We start from the raw sequence: 16,872 nt of genomic DNA, 5'->3' as shown, positions 1-16,872 counted from the left end.
GAGCACCATGGCACGCGTCTTCTTCAACGGCCAGGCGATGACCGGCGGCCCGTTCCACGCCAAGGTCCACGGCCACCTGGTCGGCCCGGCCCGCACCGCCCCCGGCTACCGCTTCTTCTCCATCCGCGACGAGTGCCCCGCGCTGCTCGCCGACCCGACCGTCGACACCGCCGTCGAGGGCGAGCTGTACGACCTCCCGCTGGAGCACCTGCGGGACGCCGTCCTCCCCGGCGAGCCCCTCGAACTGGAGCTGGGAGTCATCGAGTTGGCCGACGGCACCGCTTCGCTGTCGATGGTGCTGGCCCGCGGCCAGCTCGAACGCGGCGTGCACCGCGAGATCACCGAACACGGCGGCTGGCGCGCCTACCTGGCCACCCTGGGCCGCGAGGCCTGAGCGGCACCGGACGCCCGCGGCGCGGGAGAAAAGCAGGTGCGGACGGGGGGCACCCCCGGGCTAGGGTGGTGCACGTCCGGGTGCGCAGGCGGGGGTTGCTTCCGGAATCGGCGGTTGCAGGTTCGCATCCTGGTCGTCCCTGCCCGCGCGGGCGGTAGCTCAACGGGACAGACCACCGAACTGTTCGCCTCCGCCGCAGCGGGCCGCCAGGGCCCCACCGGCTCGACCTTGCCCGGCACCGACACCGCGGCGGCCGTCCGCGACCACTACCGCGGCCACGACCGGGTGGTGATCGTCACCGACGAACAGACCCGCGGCGGCCCCGCCCGCGACCCGCTGGAACCCGTCCCCGCCCACGTCCCCTGCTACACCTGGAACCTGGCCGGCTACCGCCCCGGCCACGCCCCCTCCGGCACCGGCCACCGCCACACCTTCGGCGGCCTGACCGACGCCGCGTTCCGGCTCATCCCGCTGCTGGAAGCCGGGCGGAACGCGGGATGGCCGTGGGAGCGGGACCAGGAGAGCTCCAAGAAGCACCCGAAAGTGCGGCCCTAGCGGCGGAGTCGGTCGCCTCCGGCGGGGGAGGTCCCGGCCGGGCCGGAGGGTCGGGGTTGTCAGTCGCCGGAGAAGCCGAACACGCCCCAGTGGGTCGGTTCGCCGTCGGTGTAGAGCAGCACGTACCGGCCGTTCCCGCGCAGGTCCGCCTCCAGCCGCAGCGCGTCGCCCTCCATCGCCCGCAGGTACTGCGCGACGGTCGGCCGCTCCGTCCCGAAGTGGTGCGACAGGCGTGCGGCGGGCAGCGGTTGGACGAACCCGTCCCGCGCGGGCTCGGCGGCCAGCGCGCTGCGGGGGACGTCCAGGATCGAGTGGGTGCCCTCCGTCCCCATGAACTCCCCGTCCTCCCACAGCTCCTCCAGCGACTCGTACTCGCCGGCCCCGTTCCACCGCGCCCCGGCGAACACCTCCCGGTGCAGGGCGTCGAGCGTGCCCTGCGGGGTGCCCCGGTAGGGGGTCAGGTACTCCCAGCCGCTCGCGCCCATGTCCGTTCTCCTCGCACTCGGCTGACGTCGCGTCAGGTCGGATGACCGGAGGGTACACGGCGGAGCGGACGGGCGTGGGTCGGCCCCGGACCCTTCGCCGTGGGTCCGGGGCCGGGGGCCGGGGGCTCGCCGTCGTCCCTGGCGGCGGGCCCCCGGGGCTCTGGGCGGGCGTCAGCCGCGGGCGGCGAGGTCGCGGGCGGCGCGGGCGGCGGCGAGGGCGACGCGGTCCTCGTCGACGGTGGTGAGGCGGCCGTGCTCGACCACCGCGTTGCCGTTCACGAAGAGGGCGGCCAGCGGGGGGAGCGCGCCCAGGACGAGGGCGGCGACCGGGTCGGCGATCGAGGAGTGCAGGACGCCGTCGACCTTCCACAGGGCGAGGTCGGCGAGCTTGCCGGCCTCGATCGAGCCGATCTCGGCCTGCCGGCCCAGGACGCGGGCGCCGCCCATGGTGCCCAGGCGCAGCGCCTGGCGGACGGTCAGCGCGTCGGGGCGGCCGTGCAGGCGGTTGATCAGCAGGGCGTTGCGCAGTTCGGTGCCCAGTTCGCCGGACTCGTTGGAGGCGGTGCCGTCCACGCCGAGGCCGACCGGGACGCCGGCCCTCAGCATGTCGGGGACGCGGGCGATGCCGGCCGCCAGGCGGGCGTTGGAGGACGGGCAGTGCGCGACGCCGGTGCCGGTCTCGGCGAACTTCGCGATGTCGGAGTCGTTCATGTGGACGCAGTGCGCCATCCACACGTCCTCGCCGAGCCAGCCCGTCGACTCGAAGTAGTCGGTGGGGCCCATCCCGAACAGCTGCTTGCAGAACTCCTCCTCCTCGGCGGTCTCCGAGCCGTGGGTGTGCAGCCGCACGCCCTTGCGGCGGGCCAACTCGGCCGACTGCCGCATCAGTTCGGTCGAGACCGAGAACGGGGAGCAGGGCGCGATGGCGACCTGCAGCATCGAGCCGAACGAGGCGTCGTGCCACTTGTCGACGGCGCTCTCGGACGCCGCGAGGATCTCGTCGGTCCCCTCGACCGCGTGGTCCGGCGGCAGGCCGCCGTCCTTCTCGCCGCGGTCCATCGAGCCGCGCAGCGCGGTGAACCGCAGGCCGAGCTCCTGGACGCCGGCCACCGAGGCGCCGAGCACGTCGCCGCCGCCGCGCGGGAACACGTAGTGGTGGTCGGAGGCGGTGGTGCAGCCCGACTTGAGCAGCGCCGCGGCGGAGCCCTGGGTGGCGGCGTGCACCAGGTCCTCGTCGATCCGCGCCCAGGTGGGGTACAGCGCCACCAGCCAGTCGAACAGGATGTCGTCCTGGGCCAGGCCGCGGGTGATCCACTGGTAGAAGTGGTGGTGCGTGTTGACCAGCCCGGGGGTGAGCAGGTGCCCCTCGCCGTTGATCCGTCGCGCCACGTTCTCCAGCCAGGCGGGCGCGGGACCGTCGCCGACCGACTCGATGGTGTTGCCGAGCAGCACCACGTGGCCGCGGGCGTACTCGGTGTCGTGGGCGTCGACGGTGGCGATCGCGACGTTCTCGATCACGATCCGCCGGTCGGCGGCTGGGGGCTGGACTGCCATGGGGGTACTCCTTGGAGGGAACGGCCGGCGGAGCCGACGTGGTGGAACAGCAGGTTGAGCAGCACCGCGGCCAGGCAGCCGGCCGAGATGCCGGAGTGCATCAGGGTGCGGACGGCCTCCGGGAACCCGTCGTAGAAGGTCGGTGCGGCGATCGGGATGATTCCTACCCCGAGCGCGACCGACACCAGGATGGTGTGCGAGGTGGACTCCATCCCGGCCTCCGCGAGGGTGCGGATGCCGGACGCCGCGACCGTGCCGAACAGGACGATCCCCGCGCCGCCCAGCACCGGCTGCGGCACCAGCGACACCAGCGCGCCGAGCACCGGGAACAGGCCCAGCAGGACCAGGATGCCGCCGCCGGTCGCGACCACGAAGCGGCTGCGCACCTTGGTGAGCGCCACCAGGCCGATGTTCTGGGCGAACGCGCTGCACGCGAAGCCGTTGAACACCGGGCTGACCGCGGTGGCCAGGCCGTCCGCGCGCAGCCCCGCCGCCAGGGTCGACTCGTCGGCCTCGCGGTCGACGATCCGGCCCAGCGCCAGCATGTCCGCGGTGGACTCGGTCATCGAGACCACCATGACGATGCACATCGACGCGATGGCCGCGGCGTCGAACCGCGGCCCGCCGAAGTGGAACGGCGAGGGCAGCGCGAACACCTGCGCGTCGCCGATCCCCGAGAAGTCGGCCAGGCCGAGCGGGAAGGCGGCCAGGGTGCCCAGCGCCAGCCCGATCAGCAGGGACATCTGCTGCCAGAAGCCCCGCAGCAGCCGGTTGCCCAGCACTACGGCGGCCAGTGTGAACGCGGCCAGGCCGACCGCCTTCGCCGAGCCGTAGCCGGGCGCGCCCGGTGATCCGCCGCGCGCCCAGTTCACCGCGACCGGCAGCAGGGACACCCCGATGAGGGTGATCACGGTGCCCTGCACGACCGGCGGGAAGAACCGGACCAGCCGGCAGAAGTACGGTGCCGCGAGGAGGCACAGGACCCCCGCGACGATCACCGCCCCGAAGACCACCGGGAGGGCGTCCCGCGGGCCGTGCTCCTTGGCTATCGCCAGCATCGGCGCGACGCCGGCGAACGAGACGCCGTTGACGAACGGGAGCCGGGCCCCGATCCGCCAGACGCCGAGGGTCTGCAGGAGGGTGGCCAGCCCGGCGGTGAACAGGCTGGCCGAGATCAGCAGGGCGAGTTCGCCGGGGGTCAGCCCGACGCCCGCGCCCACGATCAGGGGTGGAGCGACCACGCCGGCGTACATCGCGGCGACGTGCTGCAGCCCGGTGCCGAACAGCTTCGGCGGGGAGAGCACCTCGTCGACCGGGTGGGTGGGGGTGGAACCGTCGTCAGTGGGGGTGGTGCGGAGTGCCATGGAAGTAGCCCCTTTGCTGCCCCAGGCTCTCGGCGCAACCCGGGCGCTGGAGAGTGGTGTGGATCGGCCGGAGGGCGGGACGACGGTGGAGAGTCCCCCCGGACTGCTCTCCGGCCCCCGGGACTGCCGCCGTGAGGGCGGGCACGGTCTCCGAACGGTGTGGGGGAGGGAGAGTCGAGCGCGGTGCGGTCGGCGAAGTTCGGCGGTGCGGGTGCGGGTGCGGGTGCGGGGCCGGCGGTGCGGGAGCCGGCGGTGCGTCAGGCGACCGGGATGACCGGGGTGACGCCCTCGCGGTGCACGGTGCCCTCGATCAGGCCGTACATCCGGTCGGCGGCGAAGTAGACCTCGTTGTCGTTCTTCAGTCCGAACGGCTCCAGGTCGACCAGGAAGTGGTGCTTGTTCGGCAGCTCCAGGCGGACCTCGTCCACCTCGGCGCGGTTGTTCAGCACCCGGGTGCCCATCGCGTGCAGGGTCTGCTGCAGCGAGTAGGAGTAGGTCTCGGCGAAGGCCTCCAGCAGGTGGCGGCGCACCTGCTGGTACGAGCGGTTCCAGTTCGGCTCCGGCTCGCCGTCGCGGCCGTGGAAGCCGAACGCCCAGCGGGCGGTCACCTGGGTGGCCAGGATGCGGTCGTACGCCTCCTGGAGGGTGGTGTACCTGTCCTTGATGTAGCCCCAGAACTCGGAGTTGGTGGTGTTCATCACCACCAGGTCCTTGAGGCCGGAGACGACCCGGAACCGGTCCCCGTCGTACACCACCTCGGTGGTGCGCACCTCCTGGCCCTTGCGGACGAAGGAGTGGCCGACCTCCTCGGAGCCGATGAACCGGGAGGACGAGTCGGGGGTCCTGATCCGCTCCCAGCCGTACTCCTCGATCCGGATCCGGGCGGAGTGCACCACGCCGCGCTCGGTGGAGTCGACGAAGTGCCGGGCCAGCAGGACGCCGAAGCCCTCGGCGGAGTCGATGCCGTGCTCCTTGGCGAAGGCGTACACGGTGTTCTTGGTGGTGTCGGTGGGCAGGCAGTTGGCGTTCGAGCCGGTGAGGTGGACGTCCTCGAACTCGCCGCGCAGCGAGACCGAGACGTTCAGGTCCTTGATCTCGTGGCGGGTCGAGTCGCGGTAGACCCGGACGATGCGGTTCTCCGCCTTGCCGTACTGGTTCTGACCGAGCACGTGGGCCATGGGGTGGCTCCTAGGGGTCCAGACGGTCTACCTAGCTTCCGCGGTAGACCGAGTAGCCGAACGGGTTGAGCAGCAACGGCACGTGGTAGTGGTGCTGCGCGGGCGCGACCGTGAAGACGATCGAGACCTCGGGGAAGAACGGCTGCCCGGCCGACCCCGCGTAGTACGCCGCGGTGTCGAAGAGCAGCCGGACGACCGAGCCCGCCTCCGCGGCCGGCAGGTCCTGGACCCGGCCGTCGGAGTCCGTGGCGGAGGTGCCGAGCACCTTCCAACCACCCTCGGTGTGCAGTGCCAGCTCGACCGGAACGCCCTCGGCCGGGCGGCCGAGGCTGGTGTCGAGCACATGCGTGGAGATGCCGGTCACGAGTGGGAACCTCACTGAATGGCAGGAAGTGACTGTCCGTCAGTTCACGGGGTGGCGTCAAGCAGTCGGTCGATGCGAATGTCGTTGATCTTCCGCAGCTCGCCCCGGACGGTCTCCGCCTCGGTGGCGGCGTCGTTCGGGTACCGCTCGCGCAGCGCGGCGAGCATGCCGGCCGCGGTGCGGCCGGTCGCGCAGATCAGGAACACGTGGCCGAACTTGGCCTCGTAGGCGGCGTTGGCCGTGCGCAACTCGTCCAGTACGGACGGGTCGACGCCCCGGACGCCGGCCTGTTCGCGCTCGGAGGCGGCGTCCCCCGCCTTGGGGGTGCCGATCCGGGCGTGGCCGGCCATCGCGTCGCGCAGGTCGGCCCCGGTGAGCTCCGCCGTCGCCTTAGCGTTGGCGGCGAGCAGCTCCTCGCGGTCGTGCCAGGGGCGGGACGCCGCGACGGCGTCGGCCCAGGCGGGGCTGGAGCAGACCTCCAGCAGGACCTCCCGCAGCGCGGCCGGGTCGGCGGCCGACAGGTCGGCCAGGGCGCGGGGCGCGGGTGACGCGGGCGGCGCGGGGAGGGCGGGGGGTGGCTTGGTCACGGAGGGACCTCCTGAGGGTTGGTGCCACCCGCACAAGCTAGATCGGCCGCAACAGGCCGTCAACACTTTGTTGAACTGTTTGTGGTGACAGCGCACGGCGCCGGGTACGCGACCCGGCGCCGTGTGCGATCCGCCAAGAGCGGCCGCGGCGGGTCAGGCCTTCTCCTGCCGGTTCAGGTAGTTGTACACCGTGAACCGGCTGACCCCGAGCGCCGACGCGACCGTCTCCACGCCGTGGCGGACGGTGAACGCGCCGCGTTCCTCCAGCAGGGCGACCACCCGCTGCTTCTCGGCGCGGTCCAGCTCGGCCAGCGGCCGGCCGTCGAACTGCCGGGTCATCTCCGCCAGCAGCCGGTCCAGCGCGCTGCTCAGGTGCGGCAGGCGCACCGCGACGGCCGGCGCGCCGTCCCACTCCAGCACGACGTCCTCCGCGCGGGCCTCGGCCGGCTCGATCGCGGTCGCGCCGACCGCGGCCAGCAGGGGCTCCAGGGCGGCGGTGAGCGGGTGGTTCAGGGCCTCGCTCACTGCTTATCCCCTCCTTCGGGTCCTTCGGTCCCGGGCTCCCCGTCCAGCACGCTGACCTGGACCGAGATCCGGCTCGCCCCCGCCGCCAGGGTCTCCCGCAGCAGGCGGGTGACGGCGGCCAGGGCCTGCTCGGCGTCGCCCTCGGCGCTGGTGCCGAACGGCCCGACCGAGACGGCGAGCCCGGCCTCGTCCACCGCGCGGCGCGCGGCCTTGGCGTGCTCGGGGAACCCGTCCAGTTCGAACGGCTCTGTCGTGAACTCCACCATCAATCGCACCCGCCCAGCTTATCGACCCGGCGGTCCTGGGTGATCGGACAGGGCGGCCGGGGCGGGCGGCGGCGGCTTCAGCTGCTTCAACAAATTGTTGCGGCGTCCTTGACAGTCCGGCCGGGCGACGGAGAAGCTTCCGTCAAGCAGAATCCAGCTTCCGGATCGTGGAAGTTGCATGGCGAGAGAGCGAGAGGTGAACGACGTGACCGCTGCCGCCCAGCACCGCTTCACGGTCAACCTGTCCATCCTGTTCGGCGAACTGCCCCTGCTGGAGCGGCCCGCGGCCGCCGCGGCGGCCGGCTTCGACGCGGCCGAACTCTGGTGGCCCTTCGGCACCGAGCACGCCCCCGGCGACGACGAGACCGACGCGCTGGTCGAGGCGTTCGAGACCGCCGGGGTCCGGCTGACCGGCCTGAACTTCCTGGACGACCTGGCCCGCGGCGCCCGCGGCACGCTGTCCGTCCCCGCCGAGAGCGAGCGCTTCCGGGAGAACATCCCGGTCGCCGTCTCCCTCGCCGAACGCCTCGGCACCGGCGCGCTGAACGCCCTCTACGGCAACCGCGTCCCCGGCGCCGACCCGGCCGAGCAGGACGCCCTCGCCCTGGAGAACCTCACCCTGGCCGCCCGGGCCGCGCACTCCGTCGGCGCCGTCCTGCTGGTCGAGACCCTCAACGCGGCCGAGTCCCCGGACTACCCGCTGGTGACCGCCGCCGCCGCGGTCGACGTCGTCGACAAGGTCAACGCCGCCACCGGCCTCGGCAACGCCAGGTTCCTCTGCGACCTCTACCACCTCGCCCGCAACGGCGAGGACCCGGCCGCCGTGATCGACGCGTACGCCGACCGGATCGGCCACGTGCAGATCGCCGACACCCCCGGCCGCAACGAACCCGGCACCGGCGACCTCGACTTCGAGGACCTGTTCGCCCGCCTCACCGCCGCCGGCTACCGGGGCCTGGTCGGCCTCGAGTACCGCCCGGCCGGCGGCGTCAGCGCCGAGAGCTTCGACTGGCTGCCGCGCGAGCTGCGCGCCGCGCGCTGAACGCCGGGCCCGCCGCACGCCGAGCGCCGAGCGCCGGGCCCGCTGAGCCAGCCCTCCCCGTACCGAGACCCTCACACCTAAGGACCGCACGCGATGAGCCGCAAGATCGCCTTCATCGGCCTCGGCATCATGGGCAAGCCCATGGCCGTCAACCTGGTCGGGGCCGGCCACCACGTCACCGGCTACAACCTCACCCAGGAGCCCATCGACGCCCTGGTCGCGGCCGGCGGCCACGGCGCCGGCTCGATCGCCGAGGCCGTCGCCGACGCCGAGGTCGTCATCACGATGGTCCCCGCCGACCCGCAGGTCGAGCAGGCGATCCTCGGCGAGGACGGCGTCCTCGCGCACGCCAGGCCCGGCGCGCTGGTCATCGACATGTCCAGCATCACCCCGCAGACCTCGATCAAGGTCGACGCGGCCGCGCGGGCCGCCGGCCTCCGCGCCCTGGACGCCCCCGTCTCCGGCGGCGAGGCCGGCGCGGTCGAGGCGGTGCTCTCCATCATGGTCGGCGGCGCGGACGCCGACTTCGCCGAGGCCAAGCCGCTGTTCGACGCGCTCGGCACCACCGTCGTGCACGTCGGCCCGGCCGGCGCCGGCCAGACCGTCAAGGCCGCGAACCAGCTGATCGTCGCGGTCAACATCCAGGTCCTCGCCGAGGCCGTGGTCTTCCTGGAGAACGCCGGCGTCGACCTCGCCGCCGCGCTCGACGTGCTCGGCGGCGGACTGGCCGGCTCCACCGTGCTGAACCGCAAGAAGGGCAACATGCTGGCCCGCGAGTTCGCGCCCGGCTTCCGGATCGACCTGCACCACAAGGACATGGGCATCGTCACCGACGCCGCCCGCGCGGTCGGCGCCGCGCTGCCGCTCGGCGCGGTCGCCGCCCAGCTGGTCGCCTCCGCCCGCGCCAACGGCGACGGCTCGCTCGACCACTCCGCGCTGCTGCGCGGGGTCGAGCGGCTCTCCGGCCGCGAGGTCAAGTAGGCCGTCGGGCCACGGGCTCCCCCTGGCGGCGCGCACCGGTCCGGTCGTGCCCGCGCCACCAGGGGGTCCAGGTCCCTCCCCGCCGAGGGGGAGCCTCCCGCGCGTCGGAAGCGGGGCGGGAGGCCGGCGGGGAGGGGACTCCAGGGGTCGCGGCTCCAGGGGCCGCGACCCCAGGGACCGGAGGCGTCGCGCCGTTTCGGCTTCCCGTTCTCGAAGGCGCGCAGCAGCATGGACCTTCCGGTGGGGTCCGGCGTCCCGCGGCACGGACCCGCCGTTCCCCGGCCCCCGAACGGGCCAGTACGCGCAACCAGGCATTCCTCCGGCAAGAAAGGCCCGTACCGTGCGAGGTCATGTGGTCGTCGCCCCCGACAAGTTCAAGGGATCGCTGGAGGGCGCCGAGGTCGCGGCGCGGCTCGCGGCGGGGATCCGGCGGGCGGTGCCCGGGCTGGAGGTGCGGGAGCTGCCGGTGGCCGACGGCGGGGAGGGGACGCTGGCGGCGGCGCTCGCGGCCGGGTTCTCCCGGACGGAGGTGAAGGTTGCCGGCCCGACCGGGCTGCCGGTGGTCGCGGGGCTGGCGCTGCGGGGCGACACGGCGGTGGTCGAGCTGGCGCAGGCCTCGGGCCTGGCCCGGCTGCCGGGGGGCCGGACGGCGCCGCTCGCGGCGGGCTCGTACGGGGTGGGCCAGTTGGTGGCGAAGGCGGTCTCGCTCGGGGCGACCCGGGTGGTGCTGGGCCTGGGCGGCAGTGCCTGCACCGACGGCGGGGCGGGCCTGGTGCAGGCGCTCGGCGTCGGGCTGTACGACGCGGACGGGGCGCCGCTGCCGCCCGGCGGGGCCGCGCTGCGCCGGCTGGCCCGGGTGGAGCCCGGGGCGCTGGCGGAGCGGCTGCGCGGGGTGGAGGTGGTGGTCGCGTGCGACGTGGACAACCCGCTGCTCGGCCCGCGCGGCGCGGCCGCCGTGTACGGCCCGCAGAAGGGCGCGGACGCCGCGGACCTGCTGGTGCTGGAGGAGGGGCTGACCCGCTGGGCGGACGCGGTCGCCGGGCTGACGGGCCGTGACGTCCGCGGCGCGGCGGGCGCGGGTGCGGCCGGCGGGGTGGGCTTCGCGGCGCTGGCGCTGCTGGGGGCGACGATGCGTCCGGGCATCGAGCTGCTGCTGGAGCTGCTGGGCTTCGAGCGGGCGGTGCGCGGCGCCCGCCTGGTGGTGACCGGCGAGGGCTGCCTGGACGCGCAGACCCTGCACGGCAAGGCCCCGGCGGGCGTGGCCGCGGCGGCGGCCCGGGCCGGGGTGCCGGTGGCGGCGGTGGCGGGCCGGCTGGAGCTGGCCGAGCGGGAGTGGCGGGCGGCGGGTTTCGTCCGGGCGCTGGCGCTGGCCGACCTGGCGGCCGACCCGGCCGATTCGATGGCCCGGGCGGGTGAGTTGGCGGAGCTGGCGGGGGAGCGGTTGGCGGCCGCGCTGCTGGCCTGAGACCCGCGCCGGCGGCCCTGACGCCCCGCCGAATCCTCGTACGTTCACACATTGACGTTTTGTTGAAGGCGAGCCTAGGCTCCCAGCACTCCTTCGACCCACCCCCGCTCCCCACGACGCTCGGAGGTCCCCTCATGCCCATCGGCGACAGCGCGGTGATCCGCTCCCGGCGAGTGGTCCTGCCGGACGGCGAACGCCCCGCCGACGTGCTGGTGCGGGACGGGAGGATCGAGCGGGTCGCCGCCCACGGCACGCTGTCCGGCGGCGACCGGCGGCTCACCGACCTCGGCGACACCGCACTGCTGCCCGGCCTGGTCGACACCCACGTGCACGTCAACGAGCCCGGCCGCACCGACTGGGAGGGCTTCGCCTCGGCGACCAGGGCCGCCGCGGCCGGCGGCGTCACCACGGTCGTCGACATGCCGCTCAACTCGATCCCGCCGACCACCACGGTCGAGGGCCTCGACGCCAAGCGGAAGACCGCCGACGGGCAGGCCTGGGTCGACCTGGGCTTCTGGGGCGGCGCCGTCCCCGGCAACACCGGCGACCTCGAACCGCTGCACCGCGCGGGCGTGTTCGGCTTCAAGTCGTTCCTGGCGCCGTCCGGGGTGGACGAGTTCCCGCACCTGGCCACCCCGGCCGACCTGGAGTCCGCGCTCGCCGAGCAGGCCCGGATCGGCGCCCTGGCGATCATCCACGCCGAGGACCCGGCCGTGCTGGACGCCGCCCCCCAGGTGCCCGGCAGCCACTACCGCGACTTCCTGGCCTCCCGCCCGGACGACGCCGAGGCCGCCGCCGTCGCCGCGCTGCTGGCCGCCGCCCGCCGCACCGGCGCCCGGGTGCACGTCCTGCACGTCTCCTCCGCCGCCGTGCTGCCGCTGCTCCGGCAGGCCAGGGCGGACGGCGTCGACGTCACCGCCGAGACCTGCCCGCACTACCTGACGCTGGCCGCCGAGGAGGTCCCCGACGGGGACACCGCCTTCAAGTGCTGCCCGCCGATCCGCGACGAGTCCAACCGCGACCTGCTCTGGCAGGCCCTCGCGGCCGGCGAGTTCGCCGCCGTGGTCTCCGACCACTCGCCCTCCACCCCCGACCTGAAACTGCTCCGGCGGGACGGCGGCAGCGGCGACTTCGCCGCCGCCTGGGGCGGCATCGCCTCGCTCCAGCTCGGCCTGCCCGCCGTCTGGACCGAGGCCCGCCGCCGCGGCCACACCCTCGCCGACGTGGTCCGCTGGATGTCCGCCGGACCCGCCGCCCTGGTCGGCCTGACCGGCACCAAGGGCGCCATCGCGCCCGGGTACGACGCCGACCTGGTCGCCTTCGACCCCGACGGCGAACTCGCCGTCCGCGCCGAACGCCTCCACCACAAGAACCCGGTCACCCCCTACGCGGGCCGCACCCTCACCGGGCTGGTCCACCGCACCTGGCTGCGCGGCCGCCCCGTCGACCCCGACGGCGCCCCGCACGGCCGGCAGCTCGTCCGACCCTGACACCGCACGCCTGACAGAAGGAGCACCAGTTGCGTACTGACCTGACCTCGAACGCGCCGTTCACCGAGCTGGTCGACCTGGCCTCCCGGCTGCTCGGCGCGGGCGTGGTCGCCACCAATGAGGACACCTTCGCGGACGCCGAGAACCTGCTGGTCGCCAAGCCCGCCGAGTTCCGCCCGCACACCTTCGGCCACAAGGGCCAGATCATGGACGGCTGGGAGTCCCGCCGCCGCCGGGGTGCCGGCCCCGAGCAGCCGCACCCCACCGACGAGGACCACGACTGGGCCGTCGTCCGGCTCGGCGTCGCGGGCCGGATCCGCGGCGTGGTCGTCGACACCGCGCACTTCACCGGCAACTACCCCGAGACCGCGTCCGTCCAGGCCGCGTCCGTGCCCGGCCACCCCTCGCCCGAGGAGCTGGCCGCCGCCGACTGGACCGACCTCGTCCCGCGCACCGCGCTCCAGGGCGACACCGCGCACCGGTTCCCGGTCGACGACCCCACCCGCTACACCCACGTCCGCCTGAACATCTGGCCGGACGGCGGCGTCGCCCGCCTGCGGGTGCACGGCGAGGTGCTGCCCGACCCGCGCGACCTGGCCGGCCTCACCTTCGACCTCGCCGCCCAGGAGTACGGCGGCGTCGCCGAGGCCGCCTCCGACCGCTACTTCTCCTCCCCGCACAACCTGAACGCTCCCGGCCGCGCCACCGTCATGGGCGACGGCTGGGAGACCCGGCGTCGGCGCGACAAGGCCAACGACTGGGTGCAGGTGGCCCTGGCCGGGGGCGGCGAGGTGCTGGCGGCGGAGGTGGACACCTCCTGCTTCGTCGCCAACGCCCCCGGCTGGGCCGAACTCGTCGGCAGCGACAGCGGGACCGAGACCGTCCTGCTGCCGCGCACCCGCCTGCAGCCCGACACCCGCCACCGCTTCCGGCTCCCGGCGGGCACCCCCGTCACCCACGTGCGGATCAACGTCTACCCCGACGGCGGCCTCGCCCGCCTGCGCCTCACCGGCCGCCTCACCGCCGCCGGCCAGGACGCCCTCGCGCTGCGCTGGTTCAACGCGCTCCCGCCCTCCGAGGCCCGCCGCGCCCTCGCGGACGCCGGCCTCCCGACCGACCCCGCCGAGGCCCGCCCGCTCACCGACGCGACGGCCATCCGCCCGCTCTACGCGAGCTGAGCCCGCGGGCCGCCGGAAGAACGCCGCCCGGGCCCGAACCCTCCTCCCACCTGCTCGAATAAGGATCACCCATGCCCAGAACCCTCACCACCGAGTCCGGCGCGCCCGTCGCCGACAACCAGAACAGCGCCTCGGCCGGCGAGTACGGCCCGCTGCTGCTGCAGGACCAGCACCTGCTGGAGAAGCTGGCCCGGTTCAACCGGGAGCGGATCCCGGAGCGGGTGGTGCACGCCCGCGGCTCGGGCGCGTACGGGTACTTCGAGGTGACCGACGAGGTCGCGCAGTACACCAGGGCGGCGTTCCTCTCGGCGGTCGGCAAGCGCACCGAGCTGTTCCTGCGCTTCTCGACCGTCGCCGGGGCGCTGGGCTCGACCGACGCGGTGCGCGACCCGCGCGGCTTCGCGGTGAAGTTCTACACCGAGCAGGGCAACTACGACCTGGTCGGCAACAACACCCCGGTGTTCTTCATCAAGGACCCGCTGAAGTTCCCCGACTTCATCCACTCGCAGAAGCGCGACCCGTACACCGGGACCCAGGAAGCCGACAACGTCTGGGACTTCTGGGCGCACTCACCGGCCTCGACCCACCAGATCACCTGGCTGTTCGGCGACCGCGGCATCCCGGCCTCGTACCGGCACATGAACGGCTACGGCTCGCACACCTACCAGTGGGTCAACGCCGAGGGCCGCGCCCACTGGGTGAAGTACCACTTCAAGACCAACCAGGGCATCCGCTCGCTGGACGCCGGCCAGGCCGCCGAGGCCGCCGGCGGCGACGCCGACAGCCACCAGCGCGACCTGCACCAGGCGATCGAGCGCGGGGTGTTCCCGTCCTGGACGCTGTACGTGCAGCTGATGCCGGTCGAGGACGCCGCCGACTACCGGTTCAACCCGTTCGACCTGACCAAGGTGTGGCCGCACGCCGACTACCCGCTGGTCAAGGTCGGCCGGCTGGTGCTCAACCGCAACCCGGAGAACGTGTTCGCCGAGGTCGAGCAGGCCGCGTTCTCGCCGAACAACTTCGTGCCCGGCATCGGCCCGTCGCCCGACAGGATGCTGCAGGGCCGCCTGTTCGCGTACGCCGACGCCCAGCGCTACCGGCTCGGCGTCAACCACACCCAGCTGCCGGTCAACGCCCCGCGCGCCACCGGGGCGGCCAACTACGGGCAGGACGGCCTCGCCGCGCTCAACCCGAACGGCCGGAACAAGAACTACGAGCCCAACTCGTACGGCGGCCCGGTCCAGACCGACGAGGCCCCGCACGCCCCGCAGCCGGTCTCCGGCCACACCGGCACCTACCCCACGCCCGCGCACGGCAAGGACGACGACTACTACCAGGCCGGCGAGCTGTACCGGCTGATGACGGACGGCGAGAAGTCCCGGCTGATCGCCAACCTGGCCGGCTCGCTGGCCCGGGTCGGCCGGGACGACGTGGTCGAGCGCAACCTCGCGCACTTCCACGCCGCCGACCCGGAGTACGGCGCCCGCCTCGCCGCGGCCGTCGCGGAACTCCGCGCGGCGGACGAGGACTGACGGGACGTCCGAGCGGTCCCCGGCGGGTGTGGCGCGCCGGGGGCCGCCCGGAACCGTCACACCGTCAACTCCCGTCCCGGCGCGGCATATGCCTGTCAAGGGGACGGTGGCCGGATCGAGCGAATATCCGGTGCCGGGACGGTGCGCGGCGGGTGCGGCCCGTAGGCTGGACGCAGTCGGTACCGGCTGGGGGAGGCGACGATGTCGGTGGTGCGCGGGGGGCGGCCCGACGACCTGCTCGGATCGGGCGGCGGCGGGTCCGGGCCGTTCGGGGCGCTGCGGCGGGCCCTGCGGCTGCTGGAGGCGGTCGACCGCCGACCGGACGGCGCGACGTCGGCCGAACTGGCCCGCGAACTGAGCCTGCCCGAGGCCCACGTGCGGCTGCTGGCCGAGGAGCTGGAGACCGAGGGGTACCTGGCCCGGCTGGACGGCGGCTGGGTGCTCGGCGGCGCGTTCACCCTGCTCGGCACCCAGTACCGGGAGCCGATGGTCCGGGCCCGGCTGCACCACCGGCTGGCCGAGCTGCGCGACGAACTCGGCGCCGCCGTCTACTTCAGCCGCTACCACGACGGCGAACTCTCGGTCGAGGCCGTGTGCGCCGACGAGCACGCCCCCGCCGTGCACGAGTGGGCCGACTTCCGGGCCACCGCGCACGCCTCCGCGATCGGCAAGTGCCTGCTCGCCCAACTCGACCACGACGCCCGGCTCGACCACCTGGCCCGGCACCCCGCCGCCCGGCTCACCGCGCGCACCATCACCGAGACCGACCGCCTGCTGCACCGGCTCGACCGGCAGCCCGCCACCGTCCCGGTCCTCGACCTCCAGGAGTACTCGATGGACACCGTCTGCGCGGCCGTCCCGATCGTGGCCGGCGGCACCGTCGGCTGCCTGGCCACCTCGCTGCCCCTCGACCAGGCCCACCGGCTGCGCGAGGCCGCCGAACTGCTCTCGCTCCGGGCGACACCGCTGATGCTGGCGATGGCGGTCTGACCGGCCGTCAGCCACCCGCCCGAGCCGCCGTCCGCTTGTCGAACGAGGCCTTCGACAGCAGGATGCGGAGGATGACCGCCCACCCCCACCACCCCCGCGTCCGGCCCTACCGCCCCGCCGACCGGCCCGCCCTGTTCGACATCTGCGTGCGCACCGCCGAGAACGGCGGCGACTCCCGGCAGACCTACCCCGACCACCAGCTGCTGCCGAACATCTTCGCCGCCCCCTACGCCGCGCTCGAACCCGACCTGGCCTTCGTCCTGGACGACGGCACCGGCCGCGCCGTCGGGTACGTGCTCGCCACGGCCGACACCCCCGCGTTCGTCCGCCGCTTCCGCGACGAGTGGCTGCCCACCCTCGCCGACCGCTACCCCCCGCCCGCCGGCGAGCCCGCCACCCCCGGCGAGGTCATGCTGCACCTGATGCACACCCCCGAGCGGATGGTGCTCCCCGAACTCGCCGACTACCCCGCCCACCTGCACATCGACCTGCTCCCCAGCCACCAGCGCGCGGGCCACGGACGGCAGTTGATGACCACCCTGCTCGCCGCGCTGGCCGCCAAGGGCGTCCCGCGCGTCCACCTCGGCATGGTCACCGCCAACACCGCCGCCCGCTCCTTCTACGACCGCCTCGGCTTCCACGTCATCCCCGTCCCCGACCCCGGCCCGCTCACCTACCTGGGCCGCCGCACCTCCCCCTGAACCCCGCCGCCGAGCAGCGCGCCCGGACGCCCGGGCGGCAGCGGCACGGCGGAGAGGCCCGCCGCCCGGACCGGGGGCGGCCCGGACGGCGGGCCCGTCCCGTTCGACGTGTCCCCTCGTCCGCCGCCCGGATCCCCGGGGCGGCGGCACGTCGACCGCGGTGGCGTGGGGTGCCTCCGCGCGGACCACGGTAGTCAGCCGGGGCCGGCCGGCGTTGGCGG

General features: G+C 74.3%; 17 protein-coding genes and 1 pseudogene. 10 read left to right on the top strand and 8 right to left on the bottom strand.

Annotated features, from left to right (window positions below):
- Positions 1-7: 7 nt before the first annotated feature.
- Both ACZ3J7_RS00235 and ACZ3J7_RS00230 read left to right on the top strand, forming a co-directional pair.
- Positions 8-394: an allophanate hydrolase-related protein gene (locus ACZ3J7_RS00235; protein WP_465615201.1), complete on the top strand. Its 387-nt coding sequence runs from the start codon at positions 8-10 to the stop codon at positions 392-394.
- A 228-nt stretch (positions 395-622) separates the two neighbouring features.
- Positions 623-949 (top strand): annotated as a pseudogene (locus ACZ3J7_RS00230) (TROVE domain-containing protein); the annotation flags it as partial.
- A 59-nt stretch (positions 950-1,008) separates the two neighbouring features.
- Here ACZ3J7_RS00230 and ACZ3J7_RS00225 read toward each other — a convergent pair.
- The 8 genes from ACZ3J7_RS00225 to ACZ3J7_RS00190 form a co-directional block, all read right to left on the bottom strand.
- Positions 1,009-1,434: a hypothetical protein gene (locus tag ACZ3J7_RS00225; RefSeq protein WP_465615199.1), complete on the bottom strand. Its 426-nt coding sequence runs from the start codon at positions 1,432-1,434 to the stop codon at positions 1,009-1,011.
- Between the two features lie 171 nt (positions 1,435-1,605).
- Positions 1,606-2,988 carry an 8-oxoguanine deaminase gene (locus ACZ3J7_RS00220; RefSeq protein ID WP_465615197.1) on the bottom strand — a complete coding sequence of 461 codons (1,383 nt, stop codon included), beginning with the start codon at positions 2,986-2,988 and terminating at the stop codon, positions 1,606-1,608.
- Entirely contained in the window at positions 2,949-4,352 is a 1,404-nt protein-coding gene (locus ACZ3J7_RS00215) for a nucleobase:cation symporter-2 family protein (protein ID WP_465615195.1), read from the bottom strand. Before ACZ3J7_RS00215 ends, ACZ3J7_RS00220 begins: the two co-directional genes overlap by 40 nt.
- 257 nt (positions 4,353-4,609) lie before the next feature.
- On the bottom strand, positions 4,610-5,530 hold the full coding sequence (pucL, locus tag ACZ3J7_RS00210; protein WP_465615193.1) for a factor-independent urate hydroxylase: 921 nt from the start codon (positions 5,528-5,530) through the stop codon (positions 4,610-4,612).
- Between the two features lie 31 nt (positions 5,531-5,561).
- On the bottom strand, positions 5,562-5,909 hold the full coding sequence (uraH, locus tag ACZ3J7_RS00205; protein WP_465615191.1) for a hydroxyisourate hydrolase: 348 nt from the start codon (positions 5,907-5,909) through the stop codon (positions 5,562-5,564).
- A 29-nt stretch (positions 5,910-5,938) separates the two neighbouring features.
- Entirely contained in the window at positions 5,939-6,481 is a 543-nt protein-coding gene (gene uraD / locus ACZ3J7_RS00200) for a 2-oxo-4-hydroxy-4-carboxy-5-ureidoimidazoline decarboxylase (RefSeq protein ID WP_465615189.1), read from the bottom strand.
- Positions 6,482-6,634: 153 nt separating this feature from the next.
- Positions 6,635-7,006, bottom strand: coding sequence for a helix-turn-helix domain-containing protein (locus ACZ3J7_RS00195; protein WP_465615187.1), 372 nt, complete (start codon positions 7,004-7,006; stop codon positions 6,635-6,637).
- Positions 7,003-7,272 (bottom strand): thiamine-binding protein, encoded by a 270-nt coding sequence (locus ACZ3J7_RS00190; RefSeq protein WP_465615825.1) that lies wholly within the window; start codon positions 7,270-7,272, stop codon positions 7,003-7,005. Before ACZ3J7_RS00190 ends, ACZ3J7_RS00195 begins: the two co-directional genes overlap by 4 nt.
- A 178-nt stretch (positions 7,273-7,450) precedes the next feature.
- Between ACZ3J7_RS00190 and ACZ3J7_RS00185 the strand changes: the two genes are divergently transcribed.
- The 8 genes from ACZ3J7_RS00185 to ACZ3J7_RS00150 all read left to right on the top strand — a co-directional run bounded on the left by ACZ3J7_RS00185 (position 7,451) and on the right by ACZ3J7_RS00150 (position 16,651).
- The gene (locus ACZ3J7_RS00185; protein WP_465615185.1) at positions 7,451-8,314 is read left to right on the top strand and encodes a hydroxypyruvate isomerase family protein; all 864 of its coding nucleotides are present in this window, start codon (positions 7,451-7,453) and stop codon (positions 8,312-8,314) included.
- A gap of 93 nt (positions 8,315-8,407) precedes the next feature.
- Complete coding sequence (locus tag ACZ3J7_RS00180) at positions 8,408-9,295, top strand: 2-hydroxy-3-oxopropionate reductase (protein ID WP_465615183.1); 888 nt, start codon at positions 8,408-8,410, stop codon at positions 9,293-9,295.
- A gap of 340 nt (positions 9,296-9,635) precedes the next feature.
- Positions 9,636-10,760: a glycerate kinase gene (locus ACZ3J7_RS00175; protein WP_465615181.1), complete on the top strand. Its 1,125-nt coding sequence runs from the start codon at positions 9,636-9,638 to the stop codon at positions 10,758-10,760.
- Between the two features lie 134 nt (positions 10,761-10,894).
- Entirely contained in the window at positions 10,895-12,250 is a 1,356-nt protein-coding gene (gene allB / locus ACZ3J7_RS00170) for an allantoinase AllB (protein ID WP_465615179.1), read from the top strand.
- Positions 12,251-12,279: 29 nt separating this feature from the next.
- Positions 12,280-13,428: an allantoicase gene (alc, locus tag ACZ3J7_RS00165; RefSeq protein WP_465615177.1), complete on the top strand. Its 1,149-nt coding sequence runs from the start codon at positions 12,280-12,282 to the stop codon at positions 13,426-13,428.
- A gap of 71 nt (positions 13,429-13,499) precedes the next feature.
- On the top strand, positions 13,500-14,960 hold the full coding sequence (locus tag ACZ3J7_RS00160; protein WP_465615175.1) for a catalase: 1,461 nt from the start codon (positions 13,500-13,502) through the stop codon (positions 14,958-14,960).
- A 201-nt stretch (positions 14,961-15,161) separates the two neighbouring features.
- A complete protein-coding gene (locus ACZ3J7_RS00155) occupies positions 15,162-15,950 on the top strand; it encodes an IclR family transcriptional regulator (RefSeq protein ID WP_465615173.1) in 789 nt (262 codons plus the stop codon).
- 71 nt (positions 15,951-16,021) lie between these two features.
- Positions 16,022-16,651 (top strand): GNAT family N-acetyltransferase, encoded by a 630-nt coding sequence (locus ACZ3J7_RS00150; RefSeq protein ID WP_465615171.1) that lies wholly within the window; start codon positions 16,022-16,024, stop codon positions 16,649-16,651.
- Positions 16,652-16,872: the final 221 nt, after the last annotated feature.

It is taken from the genome of Kitasatospora sp. NPDC015121, assembly GCF_055562955.1.
This window is presented reverse-complemented; position numbering and strand designations above follow the sequence as displayed.